Annotated in this window: 12 protein-coding genes; 4 read left to right on the forward strand and 8 right to left on the reverse strand. The window is 39.7% G+C overall.

What is annotated here, in order from left to right:
• The first annotated feature begins 320 nt into the window (after nt 1-320).
• Nucleotides 321-2,360, forward strand: coding sequence for a beta-N-acetylhexosaminidase (locus tag QF042_RS21560; RefSeq protein WP_307532159.1), 2,040 nt, complete (start codon nt 321-323; stop codon nt 2,358-2,360).
• Between the two features lie 207 nt (nt 2,361-2,567).
• On the opposite strand, the gene QF042_RS21565 is transcribed toward QF042_RS21560, so the two are convergent.
• Both QF042_RS21565 and QF042_RS21570 read right to left on the reverse strand, forming a co-directional pair.
• Nucleotides 2,568-3,089 (reverse strand): hypothetical protein, encoded by a 522-nt coding sequence (locus QF042_RS21565; protein WP_307532160.1) that lies wholly within the window; start codon nt 3,087-3,089, stop codon nt 2,568-2,570.
• 60 nt (nt 3,090-3,149) lie between these two features.
• Nucleotides 3,150-4,124 (reverse strand): DUF1080 domain-containing protein, encoded by a 975-nt coding sequence (locus QF042_RS21570; RefSeq protein WP_307532161.1) that lies wholly within the window; start codon nt 4,122-4,124, stop codon nt 3,150-3,152.
• Nucleotides 4,125-4,725: 601 nt separating this feature from the next.
• On the opposite strand from QF042_RS21570, the gene QF042_RS21575 reads away from it, so the two are divergent.
• The gene (locus QF042_RS21575; RefSeq protein ID WP_307532162.1) at nt 4,726-7,881 is read left to right on the forward strand and encodes a SusC/RagA family TonB-linked outer membrane protein; all 3,156 of its coding nucleotides are present in this window, start codon (nt 4,726-4,728) and stop codon (nt 7,879-7,881) included.
• Nucleotides 7,882-7,893: 12 nt separating this feature from the next.
• Nucleotides 7,894-9,471 (forward strand): SusD/RagB family nutrient-binding outer membrane lipoprotein, encoded by a 1,578-nt coding sequence (locus tag QF042_RS21580; RefSeq protein WP_307532163.1) that lies wholly within the window; start codon nt 7,894-7,896, stop codon nt 9,469-9,471.
• A 77-nt stretch (nt 9,472-9,548) separates the two neighbouring features.
• On the opposite strand, the gene pgk is transcribed toward QF042_RS21580, so the two are convergent.
• The 6 genes from pgk to QF042_RS21610 form a co-directional block, all read right to left on the reverse strand.
• Entirely contained in the window at nt 9,549-10,742 is a 1,194-nt protein-coding gene (gene pgk / locus QF042_RS21585; RefSeq protein WP_307532164.1) for a phosphoglycerate kinase, read from the reverse strand.
• Between the two features lie 6 nt (nt 10,743-10,748).
• A complete protein-coding gene (locus tag QF042_RS21590) occupies nt 10,749-11,186 on the reverse strand; it encodes a GNAT family N-acetyltransferase (protein WP_307532165.1) in 438 nt (145 codons plus the stop codon).
• Nucleotides 11,187-11,410: 224 nt separating this feature from the next.
• Entirely contained in the window at nt 11,411-11,686 is a 276-nt protein-coding gene (locus QF042_RS21595) for a hypothetical protein (RefSeq protein WP_307532166.1), read from the reverse strand.
• 143 nt (nt 11,687-11,829) lie between these two features.
• Complete coding sequence (locus QF042_RS21600; RefSeq protein WP_307532167.1) at nt 11,830-12,060, reverse strand: hypothetical protein; 231 nt, start codon at nt 12,058-12,060, stop codon at nt 11,830-11,832.
• 1,058 nt (nt 12,061-13,118) lie between these two features.
• Nucleotides 13,119-14,456: a paraquat-inducible protein A gene (locus QF042_RS21605; RefSeq protein ID WP_307532168.1), complete on the reverse strand. Its 1,338-nt coding sequence runs from the start codon at nt 14,454-14,456 to the stop codon at nt 13,119-13,121.
• Between the two features lie 35 nt (nt 14,457-14,491).
• Complete coding sequence (locus QF042_RS21610; protein ID WP_307532169.1) at nt 14,492-15,817, reverse strand: paraquat-inducible protein A; 1,326 nt, start codon at nt 15,815-15,817, stop codon at nt 14,492-14,494.
• Between the two features lie 370 nt (nt 15,818-16,187).
• Between QF042_RS21610 and QF042_RS21615 the strand changes: the two genes are divergently transcribed.
• A complete protein-coding gene (locus QF042_RS21615; protein WP_307532170.1) occupies nt 16,188-16,583 on the forward strand; it encodes a hypothetical protein in 396 nt (131 codons plus the stop codon).
• Nucleotides 16,584-16,815: the final 232 nt, after the last annotated feature.

The following is a 16,815-nucleotide window of genomic DNA, read 5'->3' on the forward strand; positions in this document are numbered from 1 at the left end:
TTGCACAATCAAAAACCCATTATTAACTGATAATAAGCAGGTTAAAAATAAATTACTAAAAAGTGTCACGTTCGCCCAGCTTTTCCCATAAAATTTAAATAGCGCTAAAAATGAGTGCCTTAATGACTGATAAAAGGGTGCCAAGAGCATTCATTTTATTCCTATGCACCTGCCTACAGAAAAAATATTAAAACGTTCTCCCAGCCGGAAAATAAGGGCGATGAGTATAAAAATTACGCAAACGTTTGACCACTATTTAGATTTTCTTTATCGGCTGTTTATCTTTAATTTGGGTGAGCAACAAACGTAAAACCAAATAAATGATGACCAGATCCTTAAAAATTATACTTGTATTGGGCCTCGCCACCTCTACCAGTTTTTCGCAGGAAACGCAGCCAAACAACCTCCTTTTAAACCATATCATCCCAAAACCGCTATTGGTAAGTGCTGCTTCGGGCAGATTTGAATTAAAAACCACAACACCACTTTATTACAGCAAAGATGCACTGGTTCCGACCGGCGTTTTCACTGCATTATTAAAAAACAGCACAGGTATTAACTTTAAAACCGTCCCTTTAAACGGAGAAAAACCAGGCATTCTGTTTATCGTATCGGATACATTAAACAGTCTGGGTGAAGAAGGCTATAAATTAAAAATCGGCACTCAATCGATACATGTTTATGCTAAAACCGGGGCCGGAATTTTTAATGCCACACAAACCCTAAGGCAGTTGCTTCCTGTAGATATTGAAAGCAAGAAAAGCAATGGCAAAATAAACTGGCGCATTCCCTGTGGAGAGATTACCGACAAACCACGTTACAGCTGGCGGGGATACATGCAGGATGTGAGCCGTACTTTTTACGGCGTTGATGTAATGAAGAAATACATGAATGTGATGGCGCTTTATAAACTGAACGTGCTCCATCTCCATTTAACCGACGATCAGGGCTGGAGGATAGAGATTAAAAAGTATCCTAAACTCACTTCTCAAAAGACGACGGTTTTTGATGCAAGTTCGAAACAGCCTGCCGAAAGAAGTGGTTTTTATACTCAGGATCAGATCCGTGACCTGGTTAAATATGCCGCAGCAAGAAATATCACCATCATACCAGAAATCGATGTTCCCGGGCATTCATGGCCAACCGTACTCGTTTATCCGGAACTTGGAGTAAACCAAAACAGCAAACCGGATTATATCTTTCCGTTCTTAGATTCCTGGTCGCATTGGGGCAATCAGTTTACGCCAAACACCTTAGATCCCACCAACGAAAAGGTTTACGAATTTCTGGATGACGTGTTTACCGAACTGGCCCAGTTATTTCCCGCAGCATACATTCACTTTGGCGGTGACGAGGTACGTCATATACTGTGGGAGAAAGAACCACATGTACAGCAATTTATGAAGGAAAAATCGCTAAAAAACACAAATGAGCTTCAAAGCTATTTTGTAAGCAGAATTTCGACTATTATTAAAGAAAAAGGAAAAAAGCCGATTGGGTGGAATGATATTTTAAGTGATGCCAAAAACCTGACCAAAGAAACAGCAATTATGTCGTGGCTGGGTGATGAAGCAATTGCCGATGCTGCAAAAAATGGCTTCTACGTTGTGGCCACCCCTACTGATCCGTTTTATTTCGACATTACCCAGGCCGACCGGAACGACGGTACCATGAGCGATCTGGCATATGGCAATATCAATTCGCTGGAAAAAATATACAATTACGAGCCTGAAACGGGACTAAGTGCTGAAGAAGGAAAGTTTATCCTGGGCGTACAGGCGAACCAGTGGACGGCCATTACCCAGGAGCTGAAAGATATGAATGTGCAGAATTTCCCGAGGCTTTTGGCGCTTGCTGAAGTGGGCTGGATTCCAAAGGGAGAACGTAACCTTGACAATTTCGAGGCCCGCCTAATCATCAACCGGAACCGCCTTAATGCGTTAAAAATTGATTATTATAAACCAGGGGGATACATTACAGGCAAATGGGAACCTGCACAATTAAGCAGCGACTATCAAAATATAGAATGGGATGTAACCAAAAAAACCTACGCCAGCGGACGGATCACGACCGGGTTCTACTACACAGGCGGAGCCAACTTTATGGAGATTAAAAAAGTTGAGCTGTTAGAGAGCGGAAAAGTTGTAGCCCAGGATGAGCATATCGGAACAGCAGATAAATTTAGGGGAACGCATAAAAAGAAAAGCTTTTTGTACCATTTGCAATTGAACAACTACAATCCTAAAGCTAAATATACGCTAAGGATAAGTGCAAAAGGGATTAACGGAACAGACAGCAGAGGGAATTTTACTTATAATTTAAACCCTTTTGACCGACTGAATGTTGTTGAACCTAAATAAATAACATTTAATCTTAAAAAACACTTTTCGGTGCATGTAACCGAAAAGTGTTTTTAACTATTGTTATTGCATGCATTCAAAATTAATAGCGAAATATTTTACGATATTTTGCATTATCAACTGCCTTTTTGGTTTGCTATATAGCTGTATATATGCAAGGGAAATTTACCTGTTTTAAAGATGATAAAGCAAGTGCATTCAGATCATTTAGTAATCACCTAACACCCTAAAATATAATTCACGTTGTGAAATTACGAACAAGGAGATAAAGGTAAACAGAAAATTATCAAAATTTTTGTCGTCTCTAGCTACAGTACTTTCAAGCTCCCAGCCACTAAAAAACGTATGTTTTATTTTAAATAATCTTGTGCCATCATAAAACAGATTAATAGAGGGTTGTTTAGTCCAAAAGCTAACATGTGCAGAAATATCCAGATTAACACTAATCTGGTTGTTATTCTCATCCGATATTAGGCTAGTTATGGTTATCATGGGGATACTACCACCTAAAATATCACAAAACACAAAATCGCCCTTTTTTAATTGGAAGTTGCTTTTTTCGCTTTGGAGATTTTTCACCAGACTATATTCGCTTCCGGCCATATCACATGTAAGTATTTTTTCCTCCTCTTCTGTAAAGATGAACGAAAACAATTCCTGCCCTTCCGTATTGGTAATAACCAACTTAGGATCAGGTTTGCGAATTTGCCTTAAATTATAATAATTCATGGTAAGATATTTATTTAGAATTATAGAGGCCAGGCATTTTCCAGGCCTCTACGTAAACAATTATTTTGCAGGTATAATCACGATTTTCCGAAATTCAATAGGTGCATGATCTCCCTGAAGATAAATAGGCCCAGGTTCGCCTTCATTGCTATCCAATGCCCCTCCGGTAATGCCCGGAATTTCCTGGTTGGAGATAATGGTTTTGCCATTGGCTACCACCGTAACTAAGCGACCAACAAGGGTAATATCATAACTCTGCCATTGATCCGAACCAAGTGTGGCCATTTCATTGGCTGCTAAAAATCCATAAACACCCCCGAATAGTACGCTGTTGGGATGCGCATCTTTTTTGCTGTCTTCGATCTGCACTTCATAACGCCCTCTTAAGTATACTCCACTGTTTCCTCCTTTAGCATATTTGAATTCAACATGGAGCTTAAAATCATTATATTTCTGTTCAGTAATCAGGTTCGATCCTGCTTTCGGACTGGTTAGAACACCGTTTTTCACGATCCACTGGTTTTGCCCGTTGGTTTTCCAGCCCGAGAGATCCTTACCATTGAACAAATTGATGGGTTTACCCCATGCTGGTGCAGCAGTTCTTTTCAGGTAAGGCGCCTTGACACCTTTCCAGCTGTATTGTTTACCATTGCAATCCGTCATTGTTCCCTGAATTCCGGCATCGGCCACCGAGCCATCAATAATCAAATTCGAGGTACCGCTTTCCCATTGTGGCGGGATTTCGAACCTGAATTTTCCATCATCAAACTTTACTTCAGAAACGGGACGCGCGCTACCAGCGGTGGATACAAAGTAACCCACTAATGTTTTTACTCCGGATAGTTTTACCTCCAACCAGGCAGGTGCCGGTTTTCCGTTGATATCAACCGTGATATCCCACCGACCTATTAGTGCTGCAGGCGCTGTAACCAACCGAATATGATCGGGCTTTGTAATTGTTGCTGCAAATGTTTTTTCAGACAGGCCTGCAATCAGCAAGCAGCCCATACCAAGTAAAAAGGTTTTTTTTCTCATAGATGTAAGTAAGTCATATGATATCCTGGTCTGTTAATCAGGACTAAGGATAATTTGAGGAAGATAAAACTTATTTTTTTAAGTACAATACTTACACCCTTGGCGCGAAAAATTAGATCTGCGTTTCATTAATTTTTAATTTTAATATTTACCACCTAAGAAGTTTCGAAGCATAAATTTCTAAGCTTGTCTGGCAATTTGTTTTTGTCCCTTTTTCCTGGTAAGCGTGCATATTCTGGGAAGACAGCTATATGTAAAACGCATGTATAAATTCTGCACATAGTCGACCAATTAAAAATTATTTTTTCAATTGATTTTATTGTATCAATATTTTTACTAAATTAGATTAACAAAATTAAATATCGTCTTATCAACCCGATAACAAACAACTACAAACTTAAAGATTTGAATACTTTATAATAGAGACTAAAACTAAAAATTCTCATAGGAACGACCAAAATAATCGTATTAGTGGGCGTAAAACGTTTTACCTTTTTTATTCAATAGTGCAAAAAGATCTTTTGATAGCGGGTTATCGCATAAGCCTCGACAATTTAATTGAGTGAACATTAACTAAACTAAACCAACAAATTGTATGAAAATGAGGAAAATTTTTTCCGCAATCAATGCCCTGGAGATCAAATTTCCTAGCGCAACCAGAGGCCTGCGGAACCTAACACTCGTAGCTGTTGCTGGCCTTGGCTTACAGAATGCGGCTAAGGGCGAAGACATTGTAAGAAACAAAAAGATCATTCCAATTCCATTCGCTATGGTAAACCATTCTAATGGCATCAGCGAGAGACTATCCAAGACGATTAATGGATTGGTAACTGACGAAACCGGGCTCCCCCTACCTGGCGCAACTGTATCAGCCAAAGGAACGAACGCTAAAACAGTTACCGGAAGTGATGGAAAGTTTGTATTAAACGTTCCCGATAATGCCACAACATTGGTGGTTTCTTATATCGGTATGAATTCTCAGGAGGTAAACATCAGCAACCTGACCAATGTGACCATAAAGTTGTTACCATCAGGTAATGCAAACCTAACAGAAGTAGTGGTTACCGCTTTGGGTGTAAAACGCGAAAAAAGGGCACTAACCTTTGCTGCGCAGCAACTCGCAGGCCCTGAATTAACCAAGGCCGGAAGTCCGAATTTCATGGAAGCTATAAGTGGCAAGGCTGCCGGTGTTGATGTGGGAATTAGTAATTCTGGCGTAGGGGGTTCAACAAAAACAGTACTAAGAGGTTCAAAATCAATTACAGGAAATAGCGAAGCACTTTTCGTAATTGATGGAGTACCTGTAGTAAACAACAAAGGCGGACAACCTGGCTCTTATGGAGGAACCGATGGTGGAGATGGCCTTTCTGCATTGAACCAGGATGACTTTGAGTCGGTTACAATTTTAAGGGGTGCGAACGGGGCCATTTTATATGGCAGCCAGGGTGCCAATGGTGTAATTTTAATCAACACCAAAAGAGGTCAGAACGGCAAAATCGCTATCGCTTTAAATTCTACCCTAAATTTTAGCCAGGCGGCAACATTACCCGAATTCCAGTATAATTATGGCGCAATAGCCGGTAGCGATTACAGCTGGTCTAAAACGAAAGGTGATTATCAAAACAACTATATAAAGGATTTTTTTCAGACGGGGGTAAACACCATTAATTCTGTATCAGTATCTGGAGGAAATGAGCGGACAACTACCTATTTTTCTTATGGAAACAATAACGCATCTGGTATTGTACCAACCAGTACGTACAACAAACATAATGTTACTTTAAGTCAGGAAACAAAATTATTTGATGATAAACTTACACTTAGTGGAAACGTAAGATTTTCTTACGAAAAATCAATGAATCGTTCTGGTGCAGGTTATTATAACAACCCGTTAACGGGGTTGTATTTATTTGCCAGGGAAAGAAATTTTGATGATTACAAAACCAATTATCAAAAGTTTAGCGACACAAGGAACCTGTATGTACAAAACTGGTATTCGACTGAAGAAAAACAGAACAACCCTTATTGGGAATTATATAACGATCCAAAACTGTCTACCAGCAAAAGGGTAATTGCTACGGCAAAAGCATCATACGCCTTTTTACCGCACTTTAAATTTGATGTACGTGGAAACATTGATTATAATGACAGATTATTGGACTATCGTTATGCCGCAGGCGGCAACTCGGTAAGCGTGAGTTCTAACGGCACATGGAATTACGCCAAGTACAATGACCAGGCCTTATACGGTGATGCACTTTTAAGCTATGACAATACTTTCGGCAAATTCAGTTTGAACGGTGTAGCAGGAGGAAGTATTCAGGACTATACATTTAACGACGGGATGACTTTTGCAAACGGCACCACACCGTTACAATACCCAAATTTTTTCAGTTTTGCTAACCTGCCTTATAACCTGGTCATCAACCAGACCTACAGCAGGGTACAGAAACAAGGCTTATTTGCCAATGCGTCTCTGGGGTTCAAAGATATGATTTATGTAGATCTATCAGGGCGTAACGATTACGCCTCTACCCTGGCAACTACCGGAAACGATTCTTACTTTTATTACTCGGCGGGACTTTCTGCTATTATCAGCCAAATGGTAAGCCTGCCCAAAGAAATCAATTTTTTAAAATTAAGGGCATCTACCTCGCAGGTTGGAAACGAGGTACCCTATAATATTGTAAACCCTGGCAACACTATCGGTGGTGCGGGTGGACCGAACGGCATAGGCGGAATTACCCGAAATACCCAGACACCTTTTGCAACACTCGTACCTGAAAAAATAAAGAGTAATGAAATTGGTTTGGAAGGCCGCTTTCTAAACGATAGATTAAGTCTCGATTTTACCTATTATAAAAATACAAGTACCAATCAATTCTTGTCCTTACCAGCCCCTTCTGGTTCTGGTTATACCTTTTACTATGTTAATGCGGGTAAAGTTACCAACCAGGGTTTTGAACTAACATTAGGTGGAGACCCTATAAAAAATGAAAATTTTAAGTGGAACACCTCCGTTAACCTATCGCAGAACAAAAACAAGATCGTAGAGTTGATTGCCGACAACCCCACTTATCAGGTAGGTAGCGATAGCGAAGGTTTTAATTCCATCATTAAAGCTGGCGGTTCTTTCAATGATTTATATATTTTCAAATTTGCACGCAATGCATCTGGTCAGATTATACTGGATGATGCAGGAAAACCAACCAAGGCCGCAACGCAAGAATATGTTGGAAATGTGAATCCAAATTTCATCACTGGCTGGAATAACACATTCACCTACAAAAATTTCAGTTTAAGCGCTTTGGTAGCGGCTAAGTTTGGCGGCGTTGCTTTCTCTAAAACCGAGGCTTTCCTTGATTCGTATGGTGTAAGCAAAAGAACTGGCGATGCACGAGATGCAGGAAGTATTCCTATTAATGCCATTAAGGGCACTACCCCTCAAACATCGATTGATCCCGCACTTTACTACTCAACAATTGGCGATAGAAATGGGATTATGGAGCCTTATGTATTTTCGCGGACCAATGTTCGTTTAGCGCAGGTATCACTCGCTTATACCATTCCCGTTAAAGGTTCGGCTATTAAATCGGCATCTGTTTCTTTAATCGGCCGTAACTTATTTTTCTTCTATAAAAAATCGCCTTTCGATCCGGAGCAAGCAATGAGTACAAGCAACAGCATGCAGGCTAACGACGTTTTTGCGGTACCGGGTACACGTTCTTACGGGCTAAATCTTAAGTTAAACTTCTAATATCTTAAAATAATGAAAAAATTATGTTTAATGGTGCTTGCTTTGATCTTACTCAACTCCTGCACCAAGAATTTCGAAGAGATAAATACAAATCCGAATCAGATATCTGACAAAATGTTAGAGCAGGATTTTAACCTGGTTGGATCTTCCTTCTCGGGTATGTTATTTAACCTGATGGGACACCAGATTGAAGAAGATCTATGTTATGATAACTGGATGGGATATATGGGTACACCGACCCCTTTTGTAGCGAATGTGAATAATACAACCTATTACCTGCGTTGGATAGACGCCTACTGGAACCGTATATACGGCAGTGTAATGTCTCCATCAAAACAGGTAATAGAGCTTGCCGTAGAAAAAAAGTTGCCTTTATTTGGCGATTGGGCGAAATTAGTCAGGATATTGGCAATATCTAAATTAACAGCCATTTATGGTCCTGTAATTTATTCGAACTATGGCACTTCGGGCTTAGGTTCTATTAAATACGACAAAGAGTCTGATCTATATAACAACCTGTTTACCCAGTTAGATCAGATTGAAGCCAATTTTAAAGCCAATACATCGTACCTGGGTTTTACCAAATTCGATCCCAGCTATAAAGGCGACATCGCTTCATGGTTAAAATTACTTAATTCAGTACGCCTGCGTTTGGCCATGCGTTTGGTTAAGGTTAGTCCTGCAATTGCTAAAACACAAGGAGAAAAAGCCCTGGCCGATCCGGCTGGGTTAATTACTACCAATGCTGAGAATTTTCTGATTTCGTTAAATGGAGAGGTAATGCCTGTTTCGATGATTAGTTTTGATTGGAACGATACCCGTATGGGCGCAACAATGGAATCTTTTTTGGTAGGGTTAAAAGATGGGCGCATAACCAAATATTTTGCCGAAGTGAGTGATGCGACTTTAGCTGCAGATCATCCTACATACAAATATAAAGGTATCCGTGGTGGGGCTTATATCAATGCCAAAGATGACAGGGTTCCCTACTCTACCGTGAGCACAGATTTCAAATCTGCTCAAAACAGAAGAGGATTCACGGCCTCAGAAATTGCCTTTTTAAAAGCCGAAGCAGCTTTAAGAGGTTGGGCAAACGCAGGTGATGCCAAAACAAATTATGAAAATGGAGTACGCCTTTCATTTGCCGACTGGGGAGCAGCAGGTGTTGATGCCTACCTGGCTGATGCAACAAGCAAACCTATCAACTACGTTGACCCAAAAGATAGCAGAAATAATTTCACGCCACTTTCTACCATTACAGTAGCCTGGAATGCAGGAGACACTAATGAGCTGAAACTCGAAAAAATTATCACACAAAAGTACTTAGCTACATTTACCAATACCTTAGAGGCCTGGGTAGATTTTAGAAGGACAGGTTATCCTAAAATTCCACATGTTGCTAAAAATGACAGCAGCCCGGATTGGGGTGTTATTACAGCAGATCAATGGATAAAGCGACTTGTATTTGTGCCTGCCGAAAGAACCGGAAATACTGCTGCTGTTGCAGAAGCCTCGACTTTTTTAAGTTCAGGTAAAGACGACATCGCATCACGCTTATGGTGGGATACCGCCAACGCCAATAATTTTTAATTTTTTTGAAATATTAAACAATAAGGCCCTTGCAAATAGATCTGCAAGGGCCTTATTGGTATAAAGATTGATTGTTTTTATCCATTAATGGCTTTAACACCTGGTAATTCTTTACCTTCCATATATTCGAGTAAAGCACCACCACCAGTAGAAACATAACTTACTTCATCTTCCATACCGAATTTTGCAATTGCTGCAGCCGAATCGCCACCACCAATTAAGGAGAATGCACCGTTATCTTTCGTAGCCGCCACAACTGCTTCTGCAACAGCTTTGGTACCTACCTGGAAGCTTTCCATTTCGAAAACGCCCATCGGACCGTTCCACAACAAGGTTTTAGAGTTTTTGATCACATCCTGGAACAATGCTACCGATTTTGGACCGATATCTAATCCCATCCAATCAGCAGGGATCTTGCCAGAATCCACATCTTTTTTATCGGCATCATTTGCAAATTTATCAGCAATTACCGTATCAACAGGTAAAATCAGGTTTACACCTTTTGCTTTTGCTTTTTCGATCAGTTCTAACGAAAGTGCTTGTTTATCAGCCTCTAATAACGAGGTGCCGATTTCTCCACCTTGTGCTTTAGCAAAAGTGTAAGCCATACCACCACCAATAATCAGGTTATCTACCTTATCTAGCAATTTCTCGATCAAAAGAATTTTATCAGATACTTTAGCACCACCCATAATTGCAGTAAAAGGTCTTTCTGCATGGTATAAAATTTTCTCTGCATTTTCTACCTCTGAAGCCATTAAATACCCAAAGTATTTGGCATCCGGGAAAAACTGGGCTATAATTGAAGTTGAAGCATGTGCACGGTGAGCAGTACCAAAAGCATCGTTTACATAAACATCGCCTAATTTTGATAATTTCTCTGCAAAGGCAACATCACCTTTTTCTTCTTCTTTGTAAAAACGAAGGTTTTCTAACAATAAAACCTCACCTGATTTTAAATCAGCCGCCTGTTTTACTGCACTTTCGCCAATACAATCGTCAGCAAATTTAACTTCAACACCAATAAGCACAGATAAATCAGATAAGATGTGTTTTAAAGAATATTTATCGGTAGGGCCATCTTTCGGGCGACCTAAGTGAGACATTAAAATAACTGCACCACCATCTTTTAAGATTTTAGAAATGGTTGGCAAAGCCGCCCTGATTCTTTTATCGTCTGTAATTTTAAATTCGTCATCTAAAGGCACATTAAAATCTACCCTGATTAATGCTTTTTTATCTTTAAAGTCAAACTGGTCAATTGTATTCATGTTTAATTATTTTTGATTTAAATTTAATTTCATTTCATAATGGAAACCAATGCCTGGAATATCAAACTCAGGCGATTCGGTAGTAAAGCCGATTTTCTTGTAAAAAGCTGCCGCCGTTGAGCGGGCATTACACCATAAATAATCGGTTTTATATTCTTTTAAGTATTCAATCGCAAACATAACCAATGCTGCACCATAACCATTACCAACGGCATCAGGATGTGTAGCCATCCCCCTAAGCTGATAACCCTCTCCCTCTTCCGGGAAAAAATCATTCCGCATAAAAGTAGCAATGGATTTTATTTCTCCGTCTTTTAAAAAACCCAGATGAAAGGTATCGTAGGCAAGATCGCCTTCAAAAACGCATGCTTCGAATGGTTTGCCATTGCGTAAAACCAGACTTCTTAAAGGCAGTACTTCTTCCGGAAGAATAAATTTGACCATATTGTTAGTATCGTTAGCTTGTATCGGACAGCATTATACAGCTTTGGGATGCACCGCAAACGTTTGCAAAGTTAATAAAGCAATTGAAACCCGATCATAATATTGGCTAGAATTTTCAACATTTGCTGATACTGACAAGGGTATGTGACCAAAATAGATTAGGCACTGTTAATTCATAGTAGAAATAAGAAATCTGATTGATTCACCTAAAAATTTGTTAAATTTTAGGTATTATTTCTTAAAAGGAGATTTAAAAATGCCTCTGCAGTTATAATATTAATTTTAGGGAAGCTAATTTCTTTCACCACATCAAAATAACGATCATTAGTCACCAAATAATCCACATCAGCAGCAACTGCTATATCAAAAAACTTATTGTCATCTGTATCAATTAAAATTGCATTCCAATTGTAATAAACCTTTTGTGTAATAACATCTGGCGATTCGATAAAAATCTCCATAACAATCTCAGCTACACCCGGAGCAGCATGTTCGTGCATTATTTCCTCATAAGTATGTCTTCAGAAACTATAATTTGATAATGTCCTTCGATAAATGAATTCCATATAGGCCTTAAATAACTTCGTTTGCCCAGGCAAGAAATAAGCACATTAGAATCCAGAACAATTCTCATGTGTAAAAATTATATTTTAGAACGGAAATGCCCTTTACTTAAGTTTTCGTAATCGGTAGCAGTAATATTTGTTTGTTCTTCCCAGGTTTCAATTACTTCATCTAATTTTTTCGATAGCAATTTCACGGCAAGTTTACGCATCTCTTGAAAATCTTTCTCCGGAAGAGGAGTTTTTAACAAGCGCAACATCAAAACCTGTTGTTCATTTAAATGAGTACCAATATCTAAATCCAATGCCATATTCAAATATACCTTTTTTTATATTTCATCAAAACCCAAAGCACATCATAATTATCCATATTCAGAGATCTAATGCTAGTCTCCACGACCAAATAACAGGTTTAAGCATTTAGGAGAAATTAACCAGGCTTTCTCTTGCTCATCAGATATTTTTAGCCCCGGGCGCAGCGGCATCCCCAGAGCGCAGCGCAGGGATACAGCGAAGAACGGGAACAAACATGAATAGTTGTACTGGTTCTGCACTCCAAAAATTGATTCTATTTTTTTTTAAAGCAGGTTCATTGCCTCTCGGTTAGGGTAGCCCTTTTTTCCGCTTCTATCTTTTTGCGATTGTAAGAAGCTGATGGTTGCCACTGCAACAAAAAGGATAGCCGCTACAATAAGGTTTATTTAATCAAGGCCTGTGGAACAAAACCACAGTATTTATCAGCTATAAAAACAATGAGCAGCGTTGTATCGGTTCCCTTGCAGATAAGAACTATCTAGCCCCGGGCGCAGCGGCATCCCCGGAGTGCAACGCAGGGATACAGCGAAGAACGGGAACAAACTTTAATAACTGTACAGGCGCTGCGCTCCAGAAAAAGAATAAACAAATGCCTAATGTATCATTTTTAAGAAAGCAAGGGTAGTGCCAATTGGTTACGGCAGCCCTTCTTTCCGCTCCTATCTTTTTGTGATGGTTAGTGGGATGTTGTACGTTGGCGGGGCAAAAAGGATAGCGCTGCAATAAGGTTTATTTAACGGGAGGCAGTGCAAGAAAGCCAAAAATAAATTCTTGTTAAAAGAAAGAAATTAATCAAGCGTTTTGTATTTTATTGCAGTACCAAAGTGTTTAGCCCCGGGCGCAGCGGCATCCCCATAGCGAAGCGCAGGGATACAGCGAAGAACGGGAACAAACATGAATAGTACCTCAGCCTTTGCGCTCCAGAAAAAGAATAAGCAAATGCCTAATGTATAATTTTTAAGAAAGCAAGGGTAGTGCCACTCGGTTACAGCAGTCCTTCTTTCCGCTCTATCTTTTGTAAATTTATTTTAAAGCACAATATTTTTCCTGCTGTTTACTCACACGGTCCGTTCCTTTCATCAATCCGCTTAAGTAAAAAGGACAATACCTTTGCGTAAATCACATAGGCTACAAATACAAAGAAGCCCAGTTGCAGTGCCGAATTATTGGCCGTAATAGTGTTTAGTGTCTCATTTTTGATGTTCAGCCCGGAGAGCTGGCTCTTCAATATTCCGTTTAAGCCGATATAGGTCATTGCTATGCCTACTACCATCACATCAGCCATGTCCCATTTACCAAGATCGAATGCCAGAAACCGCAGCACTTTCGGGCTGCCGAAAAGATGTCCGCAGGCTAGGTGCACACCTCTTGCCACGATACGGAGTAGCGGCAATACCACAACAAATACGAGCAACAAAATACCAACGAGTACGGCATCGGGTTTGGGCTGTTCGATTAATGTACCTATAATTCCAAGTATGCTTTTGCTCTGAAAAAAAAGAACTTGATTGGTAAAGGCAATTTTATCGCCCAATAATACAAGCTCTAATGTTTTGATACGCGCATCAACCTCGATAATTGGGGAAGTAACCCCTACAGTAAGCAAAACAACAGCAAAAAGCAACGACATGACGAATAATGGAACATGCAGTTGCACCTGTTTTCTTAAAAAGAGCCAAAGCATTAATGCAATGGCTACGCAAGCCAGCATGCCCAATGCACATTGCAAAGTATCTTGTTTAATTTGCGCCAGTTTAGTTTCTACCCAACTATTGTAAGCTGTAGCTCCGGCAACATGGTACTTTTGGTAAATATTATGTTCTACAGTGGTAATGGTGGTATCGGTACTATCGTAGGTTTGCTCTTCCAACTCGTCTACTTTACTTGCAGCAACATTTTTAAGCCGGTTTAAACTGGCCGGACTGGTGATCTTTGTTACGATCGTTTTTGCAAATGATGGCACTTGTGCATGAAGTTCATCAACATCTACAAAACTATTAAAGGCTAGTTTTTTAAGTTTGCCACCAAGGGTTTTCTGTGGCTTAGTTACTTCCGAAACTGCTTTGTTAACCAATCCATGAAGCTCCTGCTCAATCCCTTTGCGCATCTCTGTTTTCTGTTTTGTAGTTAACCTGAAGCCTTTTACGCGTCGATCTACCACAGCCGAAATCTTTTCTCCCCACCTATCTACCGAGAAAATGCCAAAAGTAATATTGTTGGATAAACTGTAATCTTCCTTAATCCTTTTCTGTTCGTAAGAAAGCTGATGGAAGCGGTAACCAAAATAGGCTTCTCCAATCAAAAGCAGGCTAAGTGTGGTAATTAGCGCAAAAGGTGCTAACCATTTCTTTTTAGTCAGGGTATTTTTAGGGGTATGTATTGTTGTTGCCATAAAAAAATGAATCAAACAGCTGCGTAAAATTTGAATTAATGGGCATCGTGCGGTGTGATGAACTTCAATATCGTTGAGAGAATGAGGCCATATAACACAAAGCTGATGAATATGATATATCCGGGCTGCAATGCTGTATTATTGGTTGTTAGAATGGTTAGCGAATCGTTTTTGATGTTGAGTGCCTGAAGCTGCCCTTCGAGCAAGCCATTTAGCCCGATGTAAGCCATGAGGATGGCAATTACAATTACATCGGCCATACTCCACTTACCCGACTGGAAAGCGAAGTATTTAATTACTTTATTTTCGGCCAGCTTTTTATTGCCCAGGAGGTGTATGCCTGTCGAACTCAGCTTTACTACCGGAAAAAGGATGCTAAACACTAATATCAACACGCCGACCAGGATAGAATCGATTCCAGGCTGGCTGATGAGTACTTTTACCACATCCATTATACTTTTGCTCTGAAAAAACAGCACCTGATCTTTAAAAACCACATGCTCGCCAAGCAATACAAAATCGAGCGAACGGATACGGGCATCTACCTCTATCATTGATGCGGTAAGGCCAACAGCCAGGAGGATAAATGCAAAGAGCAACGACATTACAAAGAGTGTTACATGCAGGTCGCTGCGTTTGCGGAGCCCCCACCAAAAACCCAATACAACAACCACGCAAGCGAGCATGCCAAATGAATAACCATAAGTTTTACCACGAATATTTGATAACGTTTGAACCAGGTTTTTATTCAGTGCATCGGTTGAAGATACATGATACTTTTTATACATAGCCCTTATAGAAGCACCATTAGAAACAAATGCACTATCGAGCTTTTCTTCATTGGCCAGTTCGTTAAACTCGCCCATGGCCATTTTGCTCAGTTGGCGCTTGTTTTTGGGATTATCTACCTCTGCAATAATTTTTTTGGCAAAAGCCGGTACCTGCGCCCTGATGCTATCGGAGTTTACAAAATTGCGTATTGCAAATTTTTGAATCTTACCACTGATTGTTTTTTTGGGTTTGTTAACCAGGGCTTCGGCTTTATCTATAAGTGCAAGCAACACGTTCTGTACTTCTGTTTGCAATATCTTCTTTTGCTTTTTGGTCATTTTCAGGTTGCGGACCTGATGGTGTACAATCCTTGAAACATTATCTTTCCATTGCTGCACAGAAAACAGTCCGTAGGTAATGTTATTGATATCGGAATAATCTTCTTTTATGCGCTCCTGCTGATCGGAAAGTTGATGCAGCCTGAGACCAAAATATCCTTCTGCAAGAAGCAGTGCAGCGAGCGAGAGGATCAGCAAGAATTTGGGAAGAAAAGACTTCCGGTCTGTAAGATGTGTTTTTTGTGTTTCCAAGCCGATTCTTTTACACGTTTAATTTCTTTTCTTCTTTCTGTCCAGATCATAAAAAGCCATTAGCGTATGGAATGGCAATATCTGGTCAGCTATCGGCAGATAGAACCAATAAAACACCAAAAGGTTTTTGAAAAGAGAATGGTTTAGGTATGAGATTTTAAAAAAGCTCCTTTTTACCGCATCGCACACATAGGAAAGGCACGAAGCTCGCTGGGCTGGATATATAATTGGAGTAGAATGTTAATCTACAAATACGGAAGCAGATGGTAAATCGATTTGTATAACAAAGAATAAGCAGGTTTATTGTGGTATCATAAAACAGATCTTATTATGTTTTGTTGGTAGTATATCTATCGTAATGATCTAATTTATGGTAAAAGAAAAAAACATCAAAAAGGCAGCAAAAATAGCATTAGGCGCAGGTTTAATGATAGCAGGGATAGGGCATTTAACTTTTGCTCGGAAAGCTTTCCAGGCACAGGTACCTGATTGGGTGCCTTTAAAAAAGGATGATACAGTTGTTTATTCCGGACTGGTTGAGATTGCTTTGGGCACCGCTTTGATACTTAGTCCAAAAAAATATGAAGATGCGGTTGGCAAAATAGCAGCGGGCTTATTTGTGGCTGTTTTGCCTGGTAACATTTCACAGTTCAGGCATAAAAGGAGTGCTTTTGGTCTCAATACTGATACAAAAAGGTTTTTACGCTTGTTTTTTCAGCCTGTGCTGGTGTATTGGGCATTAAAAGCAACAGATAAACGTCATTAACAGCTGAGCAAAAGCTAAACATTATTTTCGAATTGATTAATACAGTGTAGTTACCAAGCCTACACTAACCATACTTTAACCAGGCTTTATCATTGCTTTAGCTACTCCTTATATACAGATATCCTTTACCTTTTAGGTAACCAAAAGGTACAGAAAAGGTAACCAAAAGGTACAGAAAAGGTAACCAAAGGGTTACCGTAGGGTTAACCTGGTGTACAGAAAAGGTAAACAA

Source organism: Pedobacter sp. W3I1, assembly GCF_030816015.1.
Classification (GTDB): Bacteria; Bacteroidota; Bacteroidia; order Sphingobacteriales; family Sphingobacteriaceae; genus Pedobacter.